This is a genomic window from Streptomyces sp. NPDC003036 (assembly GCF_040611175.1).
In the GTDB taxonomy this organism is placed as follows: domain Bacteria; phylum Actinomycetota; class Actinomycetes; order Streptomycetales; family Streptomycetaceae; genus Streptomyces.
The window spans coordinates 15378-36660 of sequence record NZ_JBEXNO010000042.1 but is presented as its reverse complement, the minus strand read 5'-3'; the positions used below and the strand labels follow the sequence as shown (position 1 = coordinate 36660).

Sequence of the window (21283 nt, the reverse complement as noted above, 5' to 3'; positions counted from 1 at the left end):
GGCGTGATGTGAATTGAGACACAGCGAAAACAGGACAAACACCCCTTTACGCGACCGAAAGGGGTGTCCGGGTAATCCGATCGTTATGCGGATTTGAGCGTCCGCTGAGCGGACGCCGTCAGCAGTGCGGCGCCCTCACGGCATCAGGGTCTCGACGAGCGTCTCCTGCAGCGCGCCGAGCCAGAGGTACGCCATGACCATCGGCTTGCGCGGGTCGCTGTCCGGCAGCCGGTACAGCTCGTCGTTCTCGTCCTCGTCGGTGACCTCCAGCCGGGTGCCGATGGTCAGCCGCAGGTCGTTGAGCGCCCCGAGCCAGCGGCGCGCCTCGTCGGCGGAGAGCTTGAGGACGGCGGCACCCTCCCCGGCCACGGTCAGCGTGTCCAGGCTCCGCACAACGGCGAGGGCGTCCTCCCGCTTGCGGGTGCGCAGGTCGTTCTCGGTGAACCGGCGGAACTCGGCGGACATGGCGCGCAGCTGCTCGTCGTCGTCCGCGTACGCGTTCGGGAAGAGCCGGGCCAGCCCCGGGTCGGCCGGCGGCTCGCTCGGGCCGTCGCGGAACAGCTCGGCCAGGGGGTCCTCGCCCTGGGTGGGCTGCTCACCGGGGCCGATCAGCTCCAGGAGCTGCACCGCCAGGGAGCGGAGAATGGAGATCTCGACCTCGTCGAGCAGGACGGCCGCGCCGCCGCCCGGCAGCGCCTCGAAGTGCCCGCTCATCAGCCGCGGTCCTGGGAGAGCGTCGCCCACAGTCCGTATCCGTGCATGGCCTGCACGTCACGCTCCATCTCCTCGCGGGTGCCGCTGGAGACCACGGCCCTTCCCTTGTGGTGCACGTCGAGCATCAGCTTGTGTGCCTTGTCCTTGGGGTAGCCGAAATACGCCTGGAAGACGTAGGTGACATAGCTCATGAGGTTGACCGGGTCGTTGTGCACGATCGTCACCCAGGGCACGTCGGGCTCGACGACGGCGAACGACTCTTCGGCCGATTGGGGGCGTTCGATCTCAGTGGGAGCAACACTCACCTAGCCCATGCTGCCACTGGAGGTGGGCCACCGCACAAACCGGCCCCGCCGAAGCGGATCTCGGACCCCGAGAGAAATCGTCACTCTGACGAGTATTGGAGGTAGCATCCGTCATATGAACGCTGCGGATCTTGGGCTGCCGGTGGACGTGCCGTCTACCGCGCTCTTCACCGACCAGTACGAGCTGACGATGCTCCAGGCCGCCCTGCGGGGCGGGACCGCCGACCGGCGCTCGGTCTTCGAGGTCTTCACCCGGCGCCTACCGGAGGGACGGCGGTACGGCGTCGTGGCCGGCACCGGCCGCGTCCTGGACGCCGTGGAGAACTTCCGCTTCGACGCGGGCGTTCTCGGCTTCCTGAGCGAGCGCGGCATCGTCGACGAGCCGACCCTCGAGTGGCTGGCCGACTACCGCTTCGGCGGCGACATCTGGGGCTACCCCGAGGGCGAGGTGTACTTCCCCGGCTCGCCGATCCTGCGCGTCGAGGGCTCCTTCGGCGAGTGCGTGCTGCTGGAGACCGTGATCCTGTCGATCCTCAACCACGACTCGGCCATCGCCGCCGCGGCCTCCCGGATGTCGTCGGCGGCCGGCGGGCGGCGGCTGATCGAGATGGGCGCCCGGCGCACCCACGAGCTGTCCGCGGTCGCCTCGGCCCGCGCCGCGTACGTCGGCGGCTTCGACTCCACCTCGGACCTGGCCGCCGGGTTCCGCTACGGCATCCCGACCGTCGGCACCTCCGCGCACGCCTTCACGCTGCTGCACGACACCGAGCGCGACGCCTTCCGGGCGCAGGTGGAGTCCCTGGGCCGCGGTACGACGCTGCTCGTCGACACCTACGACGTCACCGAGGCCGTCCGTACCGCCGTGGAGGTGGCCGGGCCCGAGCTGGGCGCGGTGCGCATCGACTCCGGCGACCTGCTGCTGGTGGCGCACCGGGTGCGCCAGCAGCTGGACGAGCTGGGGGCGCGCGACACGCGGATCATCGTCACCTCGGACCTCGACGAGTACGCCATCGCCTCGCTGGCGGCGGCGCCGGTGGACGCGTACGGCGTCGGTACGCAGCTGGTGACCGGCAGCGGCCACCCCACCTGCTCCATGGTCTACAAGCTCGTCGCCCGGGCCGAGTCGGCGGACCCGCGGGCGCCGCTGCGGCCGGTGGCGAAGAAGTCGCTCGGCGCGAAGATGTCGATCGGCGGCCGCAAGTGGGCCGCGCGGCGCCTGGACGCGGACGGCGCGGCCGAGGCGGAGGTCGTCGGCACGGGCCCGGTGCCGTCCGAGCTCACCGACCGGCAGTTGCTGGTCGAGCTCGTCAAGGGCGGCGAGATCGTGGCGCGCGAGCCGCTGGAGGCCGCGCGCGAGCGGCACATCGCGGCGCGGGCGGGGCTGCCGATGTCGGCGACGCAGCTGTCGCGGGGCGAGCCGGTGATCCCGACGGAGTACGTGTGAGGACGCGTGCGTGCGTCCGGGCTCCTGGGCCCCCTCCCGCCGGGCGGGCGAAGTCTCTAGGCTCGTTGCCATCCCCGCCGTCCCCCACCACCGAAGGACACCCGCCATGCACCGCGCATTGATCGTCGTGGACGTTCAGAACGACTTCTGCGAGGGCGGCAGCCTCGCGGTGGCGGGGGGCTCGGACGTCGCCGCCGCCATCACGGACCTGATCGGCGAGGCCGCCGGAGCCGTGTACCAGCACGTGGTGGCCACGCGGGACCACCACGTCGACCCGGGCGGCCACTTCTCCGACGCCCCCGACTACGTCACCTCCTGGCCCCGGCACTGCGTGGCCGGTACGGAGGGCGTGGGCTTCCACCCGAACTTCGCCCCCGCGGTCGCCTCGGGCGCGATCGACGCGGTCTTCGACAAGGGCGCGTACGACGCGGCGTACAGCGGCTTCGAGGGCACGGACGAGAACGACGTGCCGCTGGCGCGGTGGCTGCGGGAGCGCGAGGTGACGGAGGTCGACGTGGTCGGCATCGCCACCGATCACTGCGTGCGGGCCACGGCCCTGGACGCGGCCCGCGAGGGCTTCAGAACCCAGGTGCTGCTGGACCTGACGGCGGGCGTCTCCGAGGAGACCACCCAGCGGGCCCTGGAGGAGCTGCGCGCGGCGGGCGTGGAGCTGACGGGCAAGCCGGTCGTCTGACGGCCGTAGGCGGCCGCCAGGGACCTACGCTCCGTCGGCGAGGCGCGGGACGCCCCAGGTCCGCACCTGGGGCAGCAGCGCCCGTATCGGGTGCCAGAGCTCCGTCGCGCCCTCGGGGCAGGTGCGCCACAGCAGGCCGTCCGGGTGGTGGAGGACGGCGGTGATCTCGTCCGGTGTCGGCGGGTGGAGGTTGCCCCGGAGGTAGACCGAGCGCAGGCCGAGGTTGCGCAGCCGGGTGAGAGCCCGGGCGCGGTTCGGGGCGTGGACCAGGACGCGCACGGTGGAGCCGTCCCCGACCGGGTTCGGCAGGCTGAGCGCGACCACCACGCTGCCGCCGGGCAACTTGGTGAAACCTCCACCGGGCATCCTGTACCACTCCCCCGTGAGATGGTGTGTCAATAAGACGGGCCACCACGCACCTAAACAGAATCGGCCGCCGCCCGCTAGAGGGCGACGGCCGATCATGCTCTGACCTGCGACGATGTGGTTACTTCGCCGACGGGCCGACCTGGACCGTGATCGTCCGGCCGTTCTTCGGCTGCTTGACGATCGAGATCTTGGTGTTGGTGTCAGTTACCTTGACGCCCGCGCGCGGGTTGTCGTCGTAGTAGTAGACGCCCTTGCGGTCGTCGAAGACCGGGACGCCGGCCTGCGAGCCGATCTTCAGCGGAACGCCCGCCTTGTGCAGCGTGATGCCGCCCGTGCGGTAGTGGCTGAACGGCGAGTCGTACGCCTGGATCCGGTTGCGCAGCAGCGTGCCGTCCGTCCACTTCAGCGGCTTGGCGTGGGCGTCGACCGGCAGGATCAGGCCCTCACCCGGGTGGACGGCGGTGTTGTTGTCCTTCTGGGAGGTGTCCCACTGCCAGACCAGCAGACCGGTCTGGTAGGGGTAGTGCTCCACCCAGCTGTCCATCGGCGCCGCGAAGCCGAAGTTGTACGGGCCGACCTTGAGGGTCGCGTCGTACGAGACGTACTGGCGGTTCTCGGCGAGGTAGTACTGCTCGTACTCGTTGGTGAAGGACTCGCCGATGCGGGAGAAGCCCTTCGCCGTCCAGGCGGCGTCGGCGTTCTCGGCGTTGTCCGAGAAGACCGGGGCGCCGTCGGCGGTCAGCGCGATGGTGTCGGCGGTGAAGCCCTTGCCGCCCGCGCCGCCGTCCGTCTGATAGCGGAAGCGGAGGTCGAACTTCTTGCCGGCGTAGGCGTCCAGCGGGAAGACCAGCTTCTGCCAGGAGCCGGAGACGTCCGTCAGCGCCGGGGCGCCGCTGGCGTCGGCCGGGATCGGCTTGCCGTTGGCGGTGCCGGCCAGGGCCGTCCAGTTCTTGCCGCCGTCGGTCGACACCTCGGTGTAGAGGTAGTCGTAGTCCTTCTCGATGTCCCACCAGCCGTCGAGCGTCAGCTCGGCCTGGGACTTGCCGGTGAGGTCGACGGACCGGGTGAGGGTGTTCTTGAGGTCGTCACCCATGTCGCTCCACCACTGCGTGGCGCCCTGGGCGGGCTTCACGACCGGGGTGGTGACCTTCTTCTTCGGCAGCTCGACGACGAGCGCCTGCGGGTTCTTGGTGTTGTACTCCGCGACGCCCAGCGTGTGCGTGGACTTCGTCGCCGCCTTGGCCTTCTCGTAGTTGAGCCAGCCCAGCTGCAGCTTGTCCCAGGCGGTCATGTCGCCCGGCATGTCGCCGATGGAGTCCTTGCCGAGGCCGAGCCACGAACCGGACGACATCAGGGACCAGAAGCCCGTGGAGTTCTCGGCGCCCGCCTTGCCGGAGGTGTCGTACAGGTCCGGCAGACCGAGGTCGTGGCCGTACTCGTGGGCGAAGACGCCGAGGCCGCCGTTCTCCGGCTGCATGGTGTAGTCGCCGACCCAGATGCCGGTGTCGCCGATCTGGGTGCCGCCGGCCTTGTTGTGCGCCGGGCCGGTCTTGCCGGCGTCGGTGCCGTACGCGTACCAGCGGTGGGCCCACAGCGCGTCGGAGCCCTGGGCGCCGCCGCCCGCGGACTCGTCCTCGCCGGCGTGGACGATCTGGAAGTGGTCGATGTAGCCGTCGGCCTCGTTGAAGTTGCCGTCGGCGTCGAAGTCGTAGCGGTCCCACTGGTCGTACTGGGTCAGCTGCGCCTTGATCTCGGCGTCGGTCTTGCCGGCCGCCTTCTGCTGCGCGGTCCAGGCGGTCACACCGTCGCGGACGGCGTCCCAGACGTTGGCGCAGTTGCTGTTGCCGCAGTAGTTCGAGCCGTAACGGGCCTCGTTGTACTCGACCTTGACCCAGTCGGAGACCGCGCCGTCGACCGAGTAGCGGCCGGACGAGGTCTTCTCGTAGTAGGTCTTGAGCGAGTGCTTCTGCTGACCGGTCTTCGGGTCCTTGCCGGTGCCGAAGTACAGGTCCTCGAAGTGCTTCTGGTTGTAGTCCTTCTGCCAGGCCGTCGAGTTGTCCTTCGAACGGTCCGGCTCGGCTATCTGGTTGTGCAGCGGGCCGGGCGTGCCACCGAACTTGGGCTTCTTCTCGGTGGTGTCGTCGTCCGCGCGGTCGACGAGCGTCTCGTTGTCGACCTTGTCGCCGAACTCGACCAGGATCGTGAAGATCTTGTCGGTCTTCTCGCGGCCCAGCTCGACGTACTTCTTGTCGTCGAGCTTGACGACCTGGGAGGCACCCCTGCGCTCCACCTTCAGGTCGCCGGCCAGCACCTGCTCCAGCGCCGCCTCGCGCTGCTGCGCCTGCTGCTTGCTGAACGGGCCGTCGAGGTCGTGGTCGACCTTCGCGGCGTGGTCGTGCCCCGGGGCCCCGTGGGCGTCCCCGGCCTCGTGCGCGCCGGGCGCCGGGTCGTGGCGCTCGATGCCGTGGTCGGGGCGGTTGTCTGCCTGGGCCGTGGTGAGGGCCGAGGCGGTCGCGGCGGTGGCCGCCAGGGCCACGATCACCGCGGACGCTCTGAACGCGCGTCGTCTGCTGGTCACTTAATGTCCTCCCCGCGCCCGCGATCCGCGGATGGGGGGTCGAAGTGATATCCGCGTGCGAGTCGCGCCATAAGTGACGACATTCGACCGGATGGACGCGCGAAAAGACAGATCTTGACTTGAACAGGCCAAGCCACTATGTGTGAACCATGATCCGCATTCCGGACGAACGGCGCGGCCGCGCACGCGAGTTCGCCGCGAGGGTCATGTAGGCCCCACCGTACGGGCGGTGACGGCGGATCGCGTCACCTCCCGCCCTCTTCCGGCCAATTGGCATAGGCCGTGATTCTGTGCGCCCCCCATACACCGGTACCGTGGGTTAGGTCACGCTTACTGCCGGTTCCTCACGGGCATCCACCCTCGTAGAGTCGCCGGTGAGTGCGACCGAGTTGCGAGTCACCCATACCGATGCATTGAGGACGGTTCCGACATGCCGCGTCCGACTGCCGCACAGCTCGCCTACGGTTCGGCCACCGTCGTCTTCTCGACCGTCGCCATGCTGCTGCTCTCCCGCACCACCACCGGGCTCGGCGTCGCGCTGATCGGCGTGGGCGCGCTGCTGCTCGGCCTGCTGGTCGCGCTGACCATGCCCGTACCCGCGAAGGCGAAGGCGAGGGCGGCGGCCGGCGACGCCCGGGTGCCGCGCCCGCGCGCCGAGGCCGCCGCCCCGCATTCAGTGCGTCGTTGACACGACGACGGTCCTGGCCGCCTTGTCGTGCAGGCCCTGCTTGTACGGCTTGTCGACGAGGATCAGGATCAGCAGGAGCAACGGCCACAGGCAGGCGCAGCACACCAGCGCGGGCAGCCACAGCACGATCGCCCGGGTCAGCGCCGCGCTCGTGTTCGGCACGCTCCCGTCGTTGAGCATCGCCACCCGCAGGCCCATCAGCCGCTTGCCGACCGTCTGCCCGTGCCACTTCGTCGTCATGAGGGTGTCGTAGGCGATGTACGCCACGATCGTGATGAGCTGGAACGCCCACTGGCCGCCGTCGTTCGTCGTCTGCCAGACGTCCGCGAGGTCGGACTCCTCGGCCACGCGGTCGTAGATGTCGAACGGCAGGCCGATCAGGGCCAGCGGTACGAAGACGAGGAACCAGTCGATCAGCCGGGCCAGCACCCGCTTGCCGGAGTCGGCGAGCGGCGGCATGCCCGCGAGCGGGTCGGTGCCGCCGTAGCCGTACGGACCGCCGCCACCGCCGTACGGACCACCGCCGTACGGGCCACCGCCGCCGCCATAGGGGCTGCCGCCGTGCGGGCCGCCGTAGGGACCACCGCCGCCGCCCGGGGGCGGTGGGGGCGGCGGCTCCTCGGGCGGCCTCTTGCGGAACGGATCGTCCTCGGGCGGCTGACCGGGCGGCGGCGGTTCGTTGCTCATGTGGGCAGTGCATCCCGCCCGCCGGGGACCCGCAACGGATCACCGGCCGTTCGGGCTACCCGCCCTACCCGCCCTACTCGCCCTTGCCCGCCACGAAGGTGTGCGCCGCCTTGTCGTGCCAGGCCTGGCGCCACGGGCGGTCGATCAGCGCCCACAGGACGCCCACGATCCCGATGACGAGGAGGCCCGGCACGCTGTAGACGAGCCAGCGGCGCAGCGCCGCGCCGAACGCCGGAGGCGCGTGCGACTCGATGTCCCGCACCTCCAGGCCGCACACCCGCTTGCCGAGGGTGCGGCCCCACTTGGCGGTCGGCAGCGCCTCGTACAGCACGCCGAGGATCAGCAGGGCGGCGAGCGTGATGCCGAAGTACGTGGACGTGGTGGAGTCCAGCAGCCAGACGGTGACCGTCTCGCCGGACTGCTTGGCCTGCTGGATCTTGCCGTCGATGTGGTCGATCGCCTTGGAGACGAGCGGTACGCCGACGGCTCCGGCGGCCGCCCCCAGGACCAGGGTGTCGATCAGCCGGGCCGCCAGCCGCTTGCCGAGCGGGGCCGGGCGGGCCGCGGCCTGGGCCCGGGCGGCACGCAGGAAGGGGTCCTCCACCGGGGGCTTCCACGGCACGACCGGCGGCGCCTGCTGCGGCTCCGGCTGGAGCGGCTGGTGCGCCGCCTGGGGCGCCTGCGGCGGCTGCGCGAGCTGGTGCACCTGCTGGGCCCAGGAGGCCGCCCCGCCGCCGGCGCCGTGCGAGACGGGCGTCGCGGGGGCGGGAGCGGGCTGCGGGGCCGGCGCGGGTGCCGGTGCAGGGGCGGGCTGCGGGACCTGGGCCTGCGATGCCGGCTGCGCTTGCGGTGCCTGCGCCGGCGGCTGGTGCTGGGCCGGGACCTGCGGGGTGCGCGGCGCGTCCGTGCCGAGGGCGCGGATGGTCATGGTGCCGTCGGCGGGCCGCTCCTGCGCGGGCGCCGGGGCGGGCGTGGGCGCGGGCTTCTGGGCGCGGATGGTGACCGTGCCGTCGGAGCGGGGCTCCACCTTCCGTACGCCCGGGAGCGCGCCGCCCGTCGGGTCCGTACCCGCCGGAACGCGCGGGTCCGCCACCGCGCCCGACGGCTGCGCCTGGGCGCTCTCGGCGCCCCAGGAGACCCGGCGGTCGCGGTCGCCGCCGAAGCCGGTCTGACGCGAGGCGTCGGCCTGCCAGGCGGACGCGGGCTCCTGCCTGGCGGCCGCCTCCTCGGCGGCCTCCTCCTCGTCGAAGAAGACCGGGCCGGTCTCCTCGACGGACGGCCTCGGCGCCGGGGCGGGAGCCGGGGCGGCCGGGGCTGCCGAGGCGGGCGGCGTCGGCATCGCCTCGCCCTCCTCGGGCGCGGGCCGGCTTGTGCCGGGCACCCAGGCGGCACCGTTCCAGTACCGGATGTATCCGGGGATGGACGGATCGGGGTAGTACCCCGCCAGGGGTACGTTCCCGCCGTCACCAGGAGGTGTAGCCACAGCCCCCAACTCCGTTCCTTCACGACACCGCATGTCCAGGGAGGACATTAACGAAGAACGCCGGAGCCGTAAGAAGGAGACGGGCAAAGACCGTGTTCGAGCGAGCTTGACCGATCAGGTGACGGACACCGGGGACAACATCACGGAAAGTAATGAGAAATTCCCCGCCCGTGTCGCGTAATGACGGAGGGGGGAGCGCCTCTCCACCGGTGCGGGGCCACTCCAGGACCCCGCATGAGGAGCAGGAGAAGGAGCGTCCCATGGAGCACACCGCCGTCGAACGCGAGCTGGAGCTGAACCTGGTGCTGTCGCCGGAGCGCAGCATCCCCGTGCCGGCCCGGCTGACGTACCGCACCGACGACCCGTACGCCGTGCACATCACCTTCCACGTCGGCTCCGACCACCCGGTGAACTGGACCTTCGCCCGGGAGCTGCTCGTGGAGGGGGTCTTCCGGCCCTGCGGCCACGGCGACGTGCGGATCTGGCCCACCACGCTCGACGGGCGCGCGGTCGTGCTGATGGCGCTGACGTCGCCGGACGGGGACGCCCTCCTGGAGGTGCCGGCCGTGGCGGTGTCGGCGTGGCTGGAGCGGACGCTGCGGGTGGTGCCGCCGGGGGCAGAGGCGGAGCAGCTCGGCCTGGACGAGGAGTTGGCCGAGCTGCTGGCCTGAAGCCGGAAGCCCGAAGCCGTCCGGAGGAGCTTCTAGAGCTGGGCCTGCGGGGCCGGCGTGCCCAGCAGTGCGGCCGCCGTCTGCAGGGGGGTCTGGGCGGGCGCGGGCAGGGTGGCGGTGGCCGAGTGGCAGGTGAAGCCGAGCTTGGTCAGCGCCCTGCGCACCTCACCGGCGGTGAAGTCGCGGCGGTCCTGCCGGGTGATCACTTCACCGACCTGCTTGAGCGGGTAGGTGCGGCGGCCGATGGTCACGGACTCGCCGGAGACGGGTTCGGGCTTGATGCCCCTCATCGCTTCCTGCACGTCGGACTTGAACAGGTCGAAGGGGAAGTTGGCGATGACGCAGCGCATGGTTCCTCGCGGGGGTCGAAGGGGAGATCCGGAAGGGACGGATGAGCCTGGGGTTACGCGGCGGTGCGCGGGGCGGAGGAGCGGCCGCGCGAGCGCGCGGGCCGGCTCCGTCGTCCGCGCGTGGTGGAGTCGGCGCGTCCGGCCCGTTCGACGGCGGGGGCGCTGATGGTGACGGGGACGCCCGAGGGCATCTGGGCGCCGGTGATGCGGCTCAGTTCGGCCTCGCCCGAGCGGACCTTGGTCACCCGCGCGGTGATGCCGGCGTCGGCCATCACCCGGTTCATGCCGCGGCGCTGGGCGGGCAGGACGAGCGTGACGACCGTGCCGGACTCGCCGGCGCGGGCCGTGCGGCCGCCGCGGTGCAGGTAGTCCTTGTGGTCGCTCGGCGGGTCGACGTTGACGACCAGGTCGAGGTTGTCGACGTGGATGCCGCGGGCCGCGACGTTGGTGGCCACCAGGACCGTGACGTGCCCGGTCTTGAACTGCGCGAGCGTGCGGCTGCGCTGAGGCTGGGTCTTGCCGCCGTGCAGGGCGGAGGCCCGCACCCCGACGGCCAGGAGGTCCCTGGTCAGCCGGTCCACGGCGTGCTTCGTGTCCAGGAACATGATCACTCGTCCGTCGCGGGCGGCGATCTCCGTGGTGGTGGCGTGCTTGTCGGCGCCGTGCACGTGCAGCACGTGGTGCTCCATCGTGGTGACGGCCCCCGCGGAGGGGTCGACGGAGTGGACCACCGGGTCGGTCAGGTAGCGGCGGACCAGGAGGTCGACGTTCCGGTCGAGCGTCGCGGAGAAGAGCAGGCGCTGTCCTTCGCGCCGTACCTGGTCGAGCAGCTGGGTCACCTGGGGCATGAAGCCCATGTCGGCCATCTGGTCGGCTTCGTCCAGGACGGTGATGGCGACCCGGTCCAGGCTGCAGGCGCCCCGGTCGACGAGGTCCTTGAGGCGGCCGGGGGTCGCCACGACGACCTCGCTGCCGTTGCGCAGGGCGTTCGCCTGGCGGCCGATCGGCATACCGCCGACGACCGCGGTGAGCCGCAGGTGCAGCGACCGGGCGTAAGGCGTGAGCGCGTCGGTGACCTGCTGGGCCAGTTCCCGGGTGGGTACGAGGACGAGGGCCAGCGGCTGGCGGGGCTCGGCGCGCTGCCCGGCCGTACGGGCCAGCAGGGCCAGGCCGAACGCGAGCGTCTTGCCGGAGCCCGTACGCCCTCGGCCCAGGACGTCCCGGCCGGCCAGCGAGTTCGGCAGCGTCGCGGCCTGGATCGGGAACGGCACGGTCATGCCTTCGGAGCGGAGCGCGGCCAGCAGCCGGTCGGGCAGGCCGAGGTCGGCGAACGTCTCGACGGCCGGCAGCGCAGCGGTGCGGGTGACCGGCAGCGCGAACTCGCGGGGGCCGGACGCGACCGGGCGGGAGGCCGGGCGGGAGGCCGGGCGGGAGGAGGAGTGTGAGCGGGTGTTCATGCGAGCGGTGCGGTTCATGAGAACCTTCCTCGATGCGGCAACGTATCGAGGAATTCCTCCCAGCGGCGGTGAGCCGCATGGAAATCCGCAAGAACGAGCCGAAGAAAAAGACGAAACAGAGCCGGGCCGACGGGGGCGACGGATGGTTCGTCTTGAAGAGGGCGCCGGAGTGCGAGCCGAAGCGCAGTGCGTCGGTACTCGGGGCGCGAGAGCCTGGACGGATTCGTCCGGCCGGAGGTGCCGATCCCGTCGGAGCCGACGGGCGCGAGCAGGGGGTAAACGAGCTGGGGCCCACACCCACGGTGCGGGCCCCAGCGACGTTGTAGCGCGTCAGCGTCAGGCGGGAACGATGTTCTCGGCCTGCGGGCCCTTCTGGCCCTGCGTGACGTCGAAGTTCACCTTCTGGCCTTCCTGAAGCTCGCGGAAGCCGGAGCTGGCGATGTTCGAGTAGTGGGCGAACACGTCAGCGCCGCCACCGTCCTGCTCGATGAAGCCGAAGCCCTTTTCCGCGTTGAACCACTTCACGGTGCCAGATGCCATATTGAATCTCCCTCGGGGGCAGTGCCCGGAGTCCGCACCTTGCGAACCCGGAGTCGCTGCATGATTTACCCTCCGGAAGAACCGGACTGAAAAAAGTTTCTGGGAACCACGACTGCAACTGACATCACCGTAGCACGAGGGCCGCCGGAAGAGCGCGATATGTTTACCGGCCGCCCGTTTCCCGAATTTCTGTATTGGCGGGGAGAGATTTTCTGAGCGTCGCGGCTCAGCGGCCCTCGTCCGCGGAAGAGGCTCCGCCCGCGCGGCGCATTTCCTCGTTGAGGCGCAGGGCCTCTTCGAGCTGGTCCTCCAGGATGATGATGCGGCAGGCGGCCTCGACCGGCGTGCCCTGGTCGACGAGCTCCCGGGCCCGGGCGGCGATGCGCAGCTGGTAGCGGGAGTAGCGCCGGTGTCCGCCCTCGGAGCGCAGGGGGGTGATGAGCCGCGCCTCGCCGATCGCGCGGAGGAAAGCGGGCGTCGTGTCCAGCAGGGCGGCGGCCCGCCCCATGGTGTAGGCGGGGTAATCGTCGTCGTCGAGGTGGTCGACGGCGGGCTTCTCAGAGGGCATAGCACCTTCGTTCGGGGGCGCATCGAGGATGCCTGCGTACAGCGAAACCCTACGGTCCGCGCCGCCCGATATCTACTTCCGCCGGTGCAGGAAGTCCTCCTGGAAGAGTTTGCCCGGGTTGAGGATGCCGAGGGGGTCGAAGGCCTGCTTGATGGAGCGCTGCAGCTCGAACCCGACGGGCCCCAGTTCCCGCGCCAGCCACTCCTTCTTCAGGACGCCGACGCCGTGTTCGCCGGTGATCGTGCCGCCCAGCTCCAGGCCGAGCGCCATGATCGCGTCGAACGACTCGCGGGCGCGCCGGGACTCGTCGGGGTCGGTGTGGTCGAAGCAGACGACGGGGTGGGTGTTGCCGTCGCCCGCGTGTACGCAGACGCCGATGGTCAGGTCGTACGCCGTGGCGATGGCGGCCGTGCCGTCGAGCATCTCGGCGAGCCGGCTGCGCGGCACGCACACGTCGTCGATCATCGTCGCGGAGGAGACGGTCTCCAGGGCGGTGAGCGACAGGCGCCGGGCCTGGAGGAGCAGCGCGGACTCGGCCTCGTCCTCGGCGGGCACGACCTGCGTGGCGCCCGCCGCCGCGCACAGCTCGCCCACCGCCGCGAGGTCGGCGGCCGGGTCCGGGGTGTCGAAGGCGGCGAGCAGCAGCGCCTCGGTGGAGTCGGGCAGGCCCATCTTGGCCAGCCGGTTGACCGCCCGGATCGTCGTACGGTCCATGAGCTCCAGCAGCGACGGCGTGTGGCCGCGCTCCATGATCGCGCAGACGGCCGCGCAGGCGGCCGCCGCCGAGGGGAACTCCGCGGCCAGCGCCAGCTGCCGCGGCGGCCGCGGCTTGAGCGCCAGCACGGCCCGGACGACGACGCCGAGGGTGCCCTCCGAGCCGACGAGGAGCCGGGTCAGGTCGTAGCCGGCGACGCCCTTGGCGGTGCGGCGGCCGGTGGTGAGCAGGCGGCCGTCGGCGAGGACGACGTCGAGGCCGAGGACGTACTCCGCCGTCACCCCGTACTTGACGCAGCACAGTCCGCCGGACGCCGTGCCGATGTTCCCGCCGATCGTGCACGTCTCCCAACTGGACGGATCGGGCGGGTAGTACAGGCCGTGCGCGTCGACCTCGCGGGAGAGGACGGCGTTGACGACGCCCGGTTCGACGACCGCGATCCGGTCGACCGGGTTGATCTCCAGGATGCGGTCCATCTTGGTGAGCGACAGCACGATGCAGCCGTCGGAGGCGTTCGCGGCGCCGGACAGGCCCGTGCGGGCGCCCTGCGGGACGACGGGCACGCGCAGCTCGGTCGCCGTGCGCATGACGTGCTGGACCTGTTCGACCGTGCTCGGCAGGACGACCACGGCGGGCGTGCCGGCCTCGCAGAAGCTCGCCATGTCGTGGGCGTACGAGGCGGTGACGTCCGGGTCCGTGATCACCGCTTCGGGCGGGAGGCCCGCGCGCAGCAGCTCCGGGAGGCGGCTCGTCGGTGTCAGCAGGTCGTCCATGATCCCAGCCTGGCACCCGGGGCCATCGGTGTGAACCCGTCCGCCGATGTGTCGGGCGTGCCGCGGCGGGCCGGTCGTCCGGGCGCACAGTGAGCCGCATGAAGAGCCGTACCCAGGGGCGGGAGCGTCCACGTCGTACGAAGTCCGAGCGGATCACGCTGACCGTCCTGCTCTCGGGTGCGGGCGCGGTGCTCGCGGGCGCCGTGCTGCTGTACGTCCCCGGCGTGCCGGGCGTACCGGTCGCCCTGCGCGGCGTGGACGCGGCACCGCCCGCGCCGGGGCCGCTCGCGCGGGCCCAGGCGGCGGTGCGGGCGGGCGCGCAGGCGTCGCTGCCCGAGCTGACCGCCTTCATCGGCGACCGCGAGAAGTGGCTGCGTACGCATCCGCGCGACGAGGCGGCCTGGGCGGAGCTGGGCACGGCGTACGTGGAGCGGGCGGCCCGCAACGGCGACACCGCCGCGTACGTACGCGCCGAGAAGGCGCTGAAGCGGTCCCTGACCGTGCGGCCGGCCGCCGAGGGCAACACCGACGCGCAGCTCGGCCTGGGCGTGCTCGCGCAGGCCCGGGGCGACTTCGCCGAGGCCCGGCGGTGGGGCGAGGCCGTACGGCAGCGGGAGCCGCGGCGCTGGCAGGCGCACGCGCTGCTCGTCGACGCGTACACCGGCCTCGGCGCGTACGGGGCCGCCGACAAGGCGGTGGCGCGGCTGCGCGCGCTGCACCCGGGCGGCGTGCCCGCGCTGTCCCGCGCGTCCCGGGTGTACCGCGACAAGGGCTGGCGCGAGGACGCGGCGGCCCTCGCCTCCGACGCCGTCGCCCTCGCCGCGACACCGGCGGAACGGGCCGAGTGCCTGCGCCACCTCGGTGACCTGGCGTGGGAGCGGGGCGAGCCCGCGGAGGCGATCGGCTACTACGAGCCCGCGCTGCGGCTCGTGGCCGGTCACCCGCCGTCGCTCGCCGGGCGGGCGCGGGCGCTGGCCGCGCTGGGGCGGGCCGACGAGGCGCTGCGCGACTACGGGGCGGCGCTGGACGCGCTACCGCTGCCGGAGTGGGCGCTGGAGGCGGGCGAGTTGTACGCGGCGCAGGGGCTCGACGGGGACGCGCGGACGCGGTACGAGCTGCTGCGCACCCGGGTGGAGAAGGCGCGGGCGCACGGCGTGGACGCGTACCTGGTGCTCGCGCGGTACGAGTCCGACCACGGCGACCCGGAGAAGGCGGTGAAGTCGCTGACGGCCGCGTGGGCGCGCGGGCACCGCTCCGCGCACGTCGCGGACGCGCTGGGCTGGGCGCTGTACCGCTCGGGCGAACCGGCGCAGGGCCTGCGGTACGCGAAGCTGGCCACGGAGGCGGGCCTGCGCAGCGCGCTGTTCGCGTACCACCGGGGCCAGATCGAGCGGGCGCTCGGACAGTACGGGCCGGCGCGGCGCCACCTCACGCAGGCGCTGCGCACGCACCCGGCGTTCTCGCCGCTGCTGGCGCCGGAGGCGCGGCGGGCGCTGGCGGTGCTGGGCGAGCCGGCGGCGGGCGGCCCGGCGGACGTGCGGGGGAAGGGCACGAAGCCGCGGCCGACCGCGAGCCCCGCGCGCCCTGCGGCACGCCCGTCGCGCTGAGGCGGGTGCGGGCGGGGTGGCGGAGTCCCCGGTGCTCCGCCACCCGCGCGGTCGCGGGTCCCGTCTCAGGGGTCTCAGAGGTTGCCGCGCTTGGCCTGCTCGCGCTCGATCGCCTCGAAGAGGGCCTTGAAGTTGCCCTTGCCGAAGCCCATCGACCCGTGCCGCTCGATGAGTTCGAAGAACACCGTCGGGCGGTCCTGGACCGGCTTGGTGAAGATCTGGAGCAGGTAGCCGTCCTCGTCCCGGTCGGCGAGGATCTTCAGCTCGCGCAGCTCGTCGATCGGCACGCGCGTGTCGCCGACCCACTCGCCGAGCGTGTCGTAGTACGAGTCCGGCACGTCGAGGAACTGGACGCCGGCCGCGCGCATGGTGCGGACGGTGGCGACGATGTCGTTCGTGGCGAGCGCGATGTGCTGGACGCCCGGGCCGCCGTAGAACTCCAGGTACTCGTCGATCTGCGACTTCTTCTTCGCGATCGCCGGCTCGTTGATCGGGAACTTCACCTTCTTGGTGCCGTCCGCGACGACCTTGGACATGAGCGCGGAGTACTCGGTGGCGATGTCGTCGCCCACGAACTCCTTCATGTTGGTGAAGCCCATGACCTTGTTGTAGAAGGCCACCCAGTCGTTCATCTTTCCTAGCTCGACGTTGCCGACGCAGTGGTCGATGGCCTGGAAGGTGCGCTTGGCGGGCGGCTCGACCATCGGCTGCGCGGCGACGAAGCCGGGCAGGTACGGGCCGTCGTAGCCGGAGCGCTCGACGAGGGTGTGGCGGGTCTTGCCGTACGTGGCGATGGCGGCGAGGACGACGGTGCCGTGCTCGTCCTTGAGCTCGTACGGCTCGGTGATGCCGGTGGCGCCCTGCTCGACGGCGTACGCGTACGCCTTGCGCGCGTCCGGCACCTCGATGGCGAGGTCGATGACGCCGTCGCCGTGCGCGGCGACGTGCTCGGCGAGGAAGCGGCCCCAGTCGGTGGACGCCTTGATGACGGAGGTGAACACGAAGCGCGCGGCGCCGTTCGTCAGGACGTAGCTGGCGGTCTCGCGGCTGCCGTTCTCCGGTCCGGAGTACGCGACCAGCTTCATGCCGAAGGCCGTGGAGTAGTAGTGCGCGGCCTGCTTGGCGTTGCCGACGGCGAAGACGACCGCGTCCATGCCCTTCACCGGGAAGGGGTCGGCCTGCCGGGCGGTGTCGGGGGTCTGCGAGAGGGTCTCAGTCATGGCCGCAGACTCTCTCCGTTCCGCAAGGTGCGCAATAGTTCGCGGAAGGGCTGGGCAAGCTGCACAGCGACTGGGCAGTATGGCCGGGCGTTCTGTACAGGATGACCACCGGGAGGCCGTCATGGCGATCGATCATCTGGACGGCAGGCTCATCGCCCTGCTGGCGCGTGAGCCGCGCATCGGCGTCCTGGAGGCGTCACGCCGCCTCGGCGTGGCCCGCGGGACGGTCCAGGCACGCCTCGACCGGCTCCAGGGCAGCGGCGTCATCCGCGGCTTCGGGCCCGACGTGGACCCGGCGGCGCTGGGCTACCCGGTCACCGCGTTCGCCACGCTGGAGATCAAGCAGGGGCAGGGCGCCGACGTACGCGAGCACCTGGCGGGCGTACCGGAGGTGCTGGAGCTGCACACCACCACCGGCCACGGAGACATGCTGTGCCGGCTGGTGGCCCGCTCGAACGCCGACCTCCAGCGGGTGATCGACCGGGTGGTCGCCTTCGACGGCATCGTGCGGGCCTCCACGGCGATCGTCATGGAGAACCCCGTGCCGCTGCGGATCATCCCGCTGGTGGAGCAGGCGGCGGAGGACGTCAGCAGGACGGGACCTTCGTCCCCCGCTCCAGCGCCCGGAGCGACGACACCGCGTCCTTGAGCGTGGTCACGGGGATCAGCTGGAGGCCCTCGGGGCGCTCGGCCTCGGCCTGGGCGCACTCGTCCTTCGGTACGAGGAAGACGGTGGCGCCGTCGCGCGCGGCGGCCTGCGTCTTGAGGGAGACGCCGCCGACGGCGCCGACCTCGCCGTCCGGGGAGATCGTCCCCGTACCGGCGATGGTGCGCCCGCCGGTGAGGCTCGCGCCGCCGCCGTCGAGCTTGTCGACGATGCCGAGCGCGAAGAGCAGCCCGGCGCTGGGCCCCCCGATGTCGGCCAGGCGCAGGGTGACCTTGACGTCCCGGGGGCTCTTGCCGAGGTAGCCGAGCGCGGCGTCGACGGCGGCGTCCTGCGACTGCGCCATCTGGGCGAGGTTGCGCTTCTCGATCTCCGCGTCGCTCTTGCCGGGCGGGTAGACGGAGTCGTGCGGCAGGACGGCCCGGTCCGTGCGGAACCAGCCGTCGACGACGTCCGCGAGGTCGACGTGGGTCCTGGGCCCGGTCGCGACGATCGTCGTCATGCGCAGCTCGCCGTCGGTCTCCTCGACGGGCGCGCCGGAGACGGTGATCACCGCCTGGCCCTGGTGCTCCCCCAGCACGTCGGCGGTCGAGCCGGGCTGCGCCAGGGTGTACGGCAGCGGCGCGAACCCGGCCACGCCGAGCAGCGCGAGCACGGGCAGCCCGGAGGCGAGCAGGGCACGGGTCCGGTTACGCAGGAGACTGGTGAGCAGCACGACGCCAATCTATCGGCCGGACTCAGCGCAGGGCGTCGGCCACCTCGCGGGCGGCGTCGACCACGCGCAGGCCGACCCGTTCCGGGACGGAGTCCGCCAGCATCACCACGCCGACGCTGCCCTCGATGCCGGTCACGCCCAGCAGCGGGGCCGCCGCGCCGCTCGCGCCGGCCTCCAGCTCGCCGTGCGTGAGCGTGTATCCGGGGTCTCCGGGGGCTCCCTGGCGGGCGGCGAGTATCGCCCGGCCGGCCGCACCCCGGTCCAGCGGGTGGCGGAAACCGGCCCGGTACGCGACGTGGTAGTCCGTCCAGGTGGGTTCGACGACCGCGACGGCGAGGGCCTCGGCGCCGTCGACGAGCGTGAGGTGCGCGGTGGCCCCGATGTCCTCGGCCAGCGAGCGCAGCGCGGGCAGCGCGGCCTCGCGCACCAGCGGGTGGACCTGCCGGCCCAGCCGCAGTACGCCGAGCCCGACCCGGGCGCGGCCGCCCAGGTCGCGGCGGACCAGCGCGTGCTGTTCGAGCGTGGCGAGCAGGCGGTAGACGACGGTGCGGTTGACACCGAGCTTGTTGGACAGCTCGGTGACGGTCAGCCCGTGATCGGTGTCGGCGAGCAGCTTGAGGACGCGCAGTCCCCGGTCGAGCGTCTGGGAGGTCTCCGCGGTCACGACGCCCTCTCCTTCGGAGTGAGTCGGCGGACACTCTCAACGTCGGCTGCGCCACCGGTCCCATCGGCGACGCACGGAGAGGCCGCCGGCAGGCCATGGCACACCGGCTGCGCTCCGCGGCGGCGTTGCCACGGGGCGTTTGCATTGCGATTGCGGGGACAGTAGCGAGGGACTCCGCTGAGCGGAAGACCTCGTCCAGAATCCGGGCGCAAGCGCTTGCCCTGCGACTGGTTCGCCCTGATGTGCCCTCATTTACGCCGCGGGTGTTCGTCAATCCGGGCATGAAAGGACGGCAGCGCCCCCGGCCCGGGGTCGGCGTCCGGCCCCGGGGTGGGGCCGTGCGGGGTCGTCCCCGCAGACGTCGGAGGCGCCGAAACCGTTCGCATGCGTACGGGCCAAGGCCGCCGACGTCGAGGAGTCGAGCCCGGAGGGGCCCCGCGCCGCCACCCACCGACAGGCGCCGCCCACGCGGACGCCACCACGGCACGGCACCGCGAGCCGCCGCACCCCGCGAACCCCCGCCCCGCGAGGCCTCAGCGCATGCGGGTCGCCCACTCCTGGACCTTCTTGATCCGCTCCCGGATCTGCCCCGCCGTCGCCTCCGCGCTCGGCGGGCCGCCGCACACCCGGCGCAGCTCGGTGTGGATCACCCCGTGCGGCTTGCCGCTCTGGTGGACGTACGCGCTCACCATCGTGTTGAGCTGCTTCCTCAGCTCCAGCAGCTCCTTGTGCGATACGACAGGCCGCCGCTCCGCGGGCAGCTCCAGCAGGTCGGCCTCCTCGGCCGGCTTCTGCCGGCTGTGCGCGATCTGCCGGGCCTGCCGCTTGCGCAGCAGCAGCTGCACCTGGTCGGGCTCCAGCAGGCCGGGGATGCCGAGGTAGTCCTGCTCCTCCTCGCTGCCAGGGTGGGCCTGCATGCCGAACTCGGCGCCGTCGTACAGCACCCGGTCGAAGACCGCGTCGGACTCCAGCGCCTCGAAGGGCAGCATGTCCTGCTCGCCGGTGTCCTCGTCCTGCTGCTTGTTGGCCTCGTCCATCTCCTTCTCGGACTCGGCGTACGGGTCCTCGTCCTCGCCCGCCTTCTTCGGCTTGTCGAGGGCGTGGTCCCGCTCCACCTCCATCTCGCTCGCGAAGCCGAGCAGCGTCGGGATCGTCGGAAGGAACACGGACGCGGTCTCGCCGCGCCTGCGCGATCGCACGAAGCGCCCGACGGCCTGGGCGAAGAACAGCGGCGTGGAGATCGTCGTCGCGTACACCCCGACCGCGAGGCGCGGCACGTCGACGCCTTCGGACACCATGCGGACGGCGACCATCCACCGGTCGTCCCCGGCGCTGAACTCGTCGATCCGCTTCGACGCGCCCGCGTCGTCCGACAGGACGACGGTCGCCTTGGTCCCGGTGATCTCGCGGATGAGCTTGGCGTACGCGCGGGCGGAGTCCTGGTCGGAGGCGATGACGAGCCCGCCTGCGTCCGGGATGCCCTTCCTGACCTCGGTCAGCCGCTGGTCGGCGGCGCGCAGGACGTTGGGCATCCAGTCGCCGCGCGGGTCGAGGGCGGTGCGCCACGCCTGCGAGACGGCGTCCTTGGTCATCGGCTCGCCGAGCTTGGCGGCGACCTCGTCGCCCGCCTTCGTACGCCAGCGCATGTTGCCGCTGTAGCTGAGGAAGATCACCGGGCGGACGACGCCGTCGGCGAGGGCGTTGCCGTATCCGTACGTGTAGTCGGCGGACGACCGCCGGATGCCGGCGTTGTCCTCTTCGTACGTCACGAAGGGGATGGGGTTGGTGTCGGACCGGAAGGGCGTACCGGTCAGCGCGAGGCGCCGCGTGGCGGGCTCGAAGGCCTCCAGGCAGGCCTCGCCCCAGGACTTGGAGTCACCGGCGTGGTGGATCTCGTCGAGGATGACGAGTGTCTTGCGCTGCTCGCTGCGGTTGCGGTGGAGCATGGGCCGCACGCCGACACCGGCGTACGTGACGGCGACGCCCTGGTACTCCTTGCTGAGCGGCCCGGCGCTGTACTCGGGGTCGAGCTTGATGCCTATGCGCGCCGCCGCGGCCGCCCACTGCTTCTTCAGGTGCTCGGTCGGGGCGACGACGGTGACCTGCTGCACGACGTGGTGGTGCAGCAGCCAGGACGCGAGGGTGAGCGCGAAGGTCGTCTTGCCGGCGCCGGGCGTCGCGACGGCGAGGAAGTCGCGGGGCTGCTCCTGGATGTACCTGTCCATCGCGGCCTGCTGCCAGGCGCGCAGCTTGTTGGCGGTGCCCCAGGGGGCGCGGCCGGGGAAGGCGGGTGAGAGGTGATGGGAGGCGGTAGTAGTCACGGTCTCCGATTCGGCTCTCGGTTACGGCGGTCACGCCGCCTGCGGCGTTACGTACG

21 protein-coding genes are annotated in these 21283 nt (G+C 71.9%); 6 read left to right on the top strand and 15 right to left on the bottom strand.

What is annotated here, in order from left to right; translation table 11 throughout:
• Positions 1-135: 135 nt before the first annotated feature.
• Both ABZX67_RS26685 and clpS read right to left on the bottom strand, forming a co-directional pair.
• Positions 136-714 carry a DUF2017 domain-containing protein gene (locus ABZX67_RS26685; RefSeq protein ID WP_355364855.1) on the bottom strand — a complete coding sequence of 193 codons (579 nt, stop codon included), beginning with the start codon at positions 712-714 and terminating at the stop codon, positions 136-138.
• A complete protein-coding gene (gene clpS / locus ABZX67_RS26680; RefSeq protein ID WP_355364852.1) occupies positions 714-1019 on the bottom strand; it encodes an ATP-dependent Clp protease adapter ClpS in 306 nt (101 codons plus the stop codon). The genes ABZX67_RS26685 and clpS overlap by 1 nt, the downstream gene beginning before the upstream one ends.
• Positions 1020-1134: 115 nt before the next feature.
• On the opposite strand from clpS, the gene ABZX67_RS26675 reads away from it, so the two are divergent.
• The gene (locus ABZX67_RS26675) at positions 1135-2463 is read left to right on the top strand and encodes a nicotinate phosphoribosyltransferase (protein ID WP_355364849.1); all 1329 of its coding nucleotides are present in this window, start codon (positions 1135-1137) and stop codon (positions 2461-2463) included.
• A 106-nt stretch (positions 2464-2569) separates the two neighbouring features.
• A complete protein-coding gene (locus ABZX67_RS26670; RefSeq protein ID WP_355364846.1) occupies positions 2570-3157 on the top strand; it encodes a nicotinamidase in 588 nt (195 codons plus the stop codon).
• Between the two features lie 24 nt (positions 3158-3181).
• Here the strand turns inward: ABZX67_RS26670 and ABZX67_RS26665 are convergent, their stop codons facing one another.
• Entirely contained in the window at positions 3182-3523 is a 342-nt protein-coding gene (locus ABZX67_RS26665) for a hypothetical protein (RefSeq protein WP_355364843.1), read from the bottom strand.
• Between the two features lie 121 nt (positions 3524-3644).
• On the bottom strand, positions 3645-6104 hold the full coding sequence (locus ABZX67_RS26660) for an immune inhibitor A domain-containing protein (RefSeq protein ID WP_355364840.1): 2460 nt from the start codon (positions 6102-6104) through the stop codon (positions 3645-3647).
• Positions 6105-6534: 430 nt separating this feature from the next.
• Between ABZX67_RS26660 and ABZX67_RS26655 the strand changes: the two genes are divergently transcribed.
• Positions 6535-6792 (top strand): hypothetical protein, encoded by a 258-nt coding sequence (locus ABZX67_RS26655; RefSeq protein WP_355364837.1) that lies wholly within the window; start codon positions 6535-6537, stop codon positions 6790-6792.
• Here the strand turns inward: ABZX67_RS26655 and ABZX67_RS26650 are convergent.
• Positions 6778-7479: an RDD family protein gene (locus tag ABZX67_RS26650; protein WP_355364834.1), complete on the bottom strand. Its 702-nt coding sequence runs from the start codon at positions 7477-7479 to the stop codon at positions 6778-6780. The two genes, ABZX67_RS26655 and ABZX67_RS26650, sit on opposite strands and share 15 nt — an antisense overlap.
• A gap of 73 nt (positions 7480-7552) precedes the next feature.
• Complete coding sequence (locus tag ABZX67_RS26645) at positions 7553-8962, bottom strand: RDD family protein (protein ID WP_355364831.1); 1410 nt, start codon at positions 8960-8962, stop codon at positions 7553-7555.
• A gap of 260 nt (positions 8963-9222) precedes the next feature.
• On the opposite strand from ABZX67_RS26645, the gene ABZX67_RS26640 reads away from it, so the two are divergent.
• Positions 9223-9633, top strand: coding sequence for an SsgA family sporulation/cell division regulator (locus tag ABZX67_RS26640; RefSeq protein WP_355364828.1), 411 nt, complete (start codon positions 9223-9225; stop codon positions 9631-9633).
• Positions 9634-9665: 32 nt separating this feature from the next.
• Here ABZX67_RS26640 and ABZX67_RS26635 read toward each other — a convergent pair whose 3' ends face one another.
• The 5 genes from ABZX67_RS26635 to ABZX67_RS26615 all read right to left on the bottom strand — a co-directional run bounded on the left by ABZX67_RS26635 (position 9666) and on the right by ABZX67_RS26615 (position 14036).
• Positions 9666-9983, bottom strand: a complete 318-nt coding sequence (locus ABZX67_RS26635) for an SCO5918 family protein (protein ID WP_355364825.1) — start codon at positions 9981-9983, stop codon at positions 9666-9668.
• A gap of 53 nt (positions 9984-10036) precedes the next feature.
• Positions 10037-11458, bottom strand: a complete 1422-nt coding sequence (locus ABZX67_RS26630; RefSeq protein WP_355364822.1) for a DEAD/DEAH box helicase — start codon at positions 11456-11458, stop codon at positions 10037-10039.
• 318 nt (positions 11459-11776) lie between these two features.
• Positions 11777-11980: a cold-shock protein gene (locus ABZX67_RS26625; protein WP_064071132.1), complete on the bottom strand. Its 204-nt coding sequence runs from the start codon at positions 11978-11980 to the stop codon at positions 11777-11779.
• A gap of 226 nt (positions 11981-12206) precedes the next feature.
• Positions 12207-12548, bottom strand: coding sequence for a MerR family transcriptional regulator (locus ABZX67_RS26620; protein WP_355364818.1), 342 nt, complete (start codon positions 12546-12548; stop codon positions 12207-12209).
• A gap of 72 nt (positions 12549-12620) precedes the next feature.
• Positions 12621-14036, bottom strand: a complete 1416-nt coding sequence (locus ABZX67_RS26615) for an FAD-linked oxidase C-terminal domain-containing protein (RefSeq protein WP_355364815.1) — start codon at positions 14034-14036, stop codon at positions 12621-12623.
• A gap of 98 nt (positions 14037-14134) precedes the next feature.
• Between ABZX67_RS26615 and ABZX67_RS26610 the strand changes: the two genes are divergently transcribed.
• Entirely contained in the window at positions 14135-15643 is a 1509-nt protein-coding gene (locus ABZX67_RS26610) for a tetratricopeptide repeat protein (protein WP_355364812.1), read from the top strand.
• 74 nt (positions 15644-15717) lie between these two features.
• Here ABZX67_RS26610 and hppD read toward each other — a convergent pair whose 3' ends face one another.
• The gene (gene hppD / locus ABZX67_RS26605; protein WP_355364809.1) at positions 15718-16863 is read right to left on the bottom strand and encodes a 4-hydroxyphenylpyruvate dioxygenase; all 1146 of its coding nucleotides are present in this window, start codon (positions 16861-16863) and stop codon (positions 15718-15720) included.
• Positions 16864-16984: 121 nt separating this feature from the next.
• Between hppD and ABZX67_RS26600 the strand changes: the two genes are divergently transcribed.
• Entirely contained in the window at positions 16985-17512 is a 528-nt protein-coding gene (locus tag ABZX67_RS26600; protein WP_355364806.1) for an Lrp/AsnC family transcriptional regulator, read from the top strand.
• Here the strand turns inward: ABZX67_RS26600 and ABZX67_RS26595 are convergent.
• The 3 genes from ABZX67_RS26595 to ABZX67_RS26585 form a co-directional block, all read right to left on the bottom strand.
• On the bottom strand, positions 17451-18239 hold the full coding sequence (locus tag ABZX67_RS26595; protein WP_355364946.1) for a S16 family serine protease: 789 nt from the start codon (positions 18237-18239) through the stop codon (positions 17451-17453). The two genes, ABZX67_RS26600 and ABZX67_RS26595, sit on opposite strands and share 62 nt — an antisense overlap.
• A gap of 25 nt (positions 18240-18264) precedes the next feature.
• A complete protein-coding gene (locus tag ABZX67_RS26590; RefSeq protein WP_355364803.1) occupies positions 18265-18906 on the bottom strand; it encodes a helix-turn-helix domain-containing protein in 642 nt (213 codons plus the stop codon).
• Positions 18907-19439: 533 nt separating this feature from the next.
• Positions 19440-21227 (bottom strand): DEAD/DEAH box helicase, encoded by a 1788-nt coding sequence (locus ABZX67_RS26585; protein WP_355364800.1) that lies wholly within the window; start codon positions 21225-21227, stop codon positions 19440-19442.
• Between the last annotated feature and the right edge of the window lie 56 nt (positions 21228-21283).

Excerpts from the sequence above, each read along its gene's own strand:
- ABZX67_RS26665 (WP_355364843.1), bottom strand. The coding sequence starts at position 3,523 with ATGCCCGGTGGAGGTTTCACCAAGTTGCCCGGCGGCAGCGTGGTGGTC.
- ABZX67_RS26670 (WP_355364846.1), top strand. The coding sequence starts at position 2,570 with ATGCACCGCGCATTGATCGTCGTGGACGTTCAGAACGACTTCTGCGAG.
- ABZX67_RS26630 (WP_355364822.1), bottom strand. The coding sequence starts at position 11,458 with ATGAACCGCACCGCTCGCATGAACACCCGCTCACACTCCTCCTCCCGC.
- ABZX67_RS26635 (WP_355364825.1), bottom strand. The coding sequence starts at position 9,983 with ATGCGCTGCGTCATCGCCAACTTCCCCTTCGACCTGTTCAAGTCCGAC.
- ABZX67_RS26655 (WP_355364837.1), top strand. The coding sequence starts at position 6,535 with ATGCCGCGTCCGACTGCCGCACAGCTCGCCTACGGTTCGGCCACCGTC.
- ABZX67_RS26685 (WP_355364855.1), bottom strand. The coding sequence starts at position 714 with ATGAGCGGGCACTTCGAGGCGCTGCCGGGCGGCGGCGCGGCCGTCCTG.
- ABZX67_RS26600 (WP_355364806.1), top strand. The coding sequence starts at position 16,985 with ATGGCGATCGATCATCTGGACGGCAGGCTCATCGCCCTGCTGGCGCGT.
- ABZX67_RS26620 (WP_355364818.1), bottom strand. The coding sequence starts at position 12,548 with ATGCCCTCTGAGAAGCCCGCCGTCGACCACCTCGACGACGACGATTAC.
- ABZX67_RS26610 (WP_355364812.1), top strand. The coding sequence starts at position 14,135 with ATGAAGAGCCGTACCCAGGGGCGGGAGCGTCCACGTCGTACGAAGTCC.
- ABZX67_RS26675 (WP_355364849.1), top strand. The coding sequence starts at position 1,135 with ATGAACGCTGCGGATCTTGGGCTGCCGGTGGACGTGCCGTCTACCGCG.
- ABZX67_RS26625 (WP_064071132.1), bottom strand. The coding sequence starts at position 11,980 with ATGGCATCTGGCACCGTGAAGTGGTTCAACGCGGAAAAGGGCTTCGGC.
- ABZX67_RS26640 (WP_355364828.1), top strand. The coding sequence starts at position 9,223 with ATGGAGCACACCGCCGTCGAACGCGAGCTGGAGCTGAACCTGGTGCTG.
- hppD (WP_355364809.1), bottom strand. The coding sequence starts at position 16,863 with ATGACTGAGACCCTCTCGCAGACCCCCGACACCGCCCGGCAGGCCGAC.
- ABZX67_RS26650 (WP_355364834.1), bottom strand. The coding sequence starts at position 7,479 with ATGAGCAACGAACCGCCGCCGCCCGGTCAGCCGCCCGAGGACGATCCG.
- ABZX67_RS26615 (WP_355364815.1), bottom strand. The coding sequence starts at position 14,036 with ATGGACGACCTGCTGACACCGACGAGCCGCCTCCCGGAGCTGCTGCGC.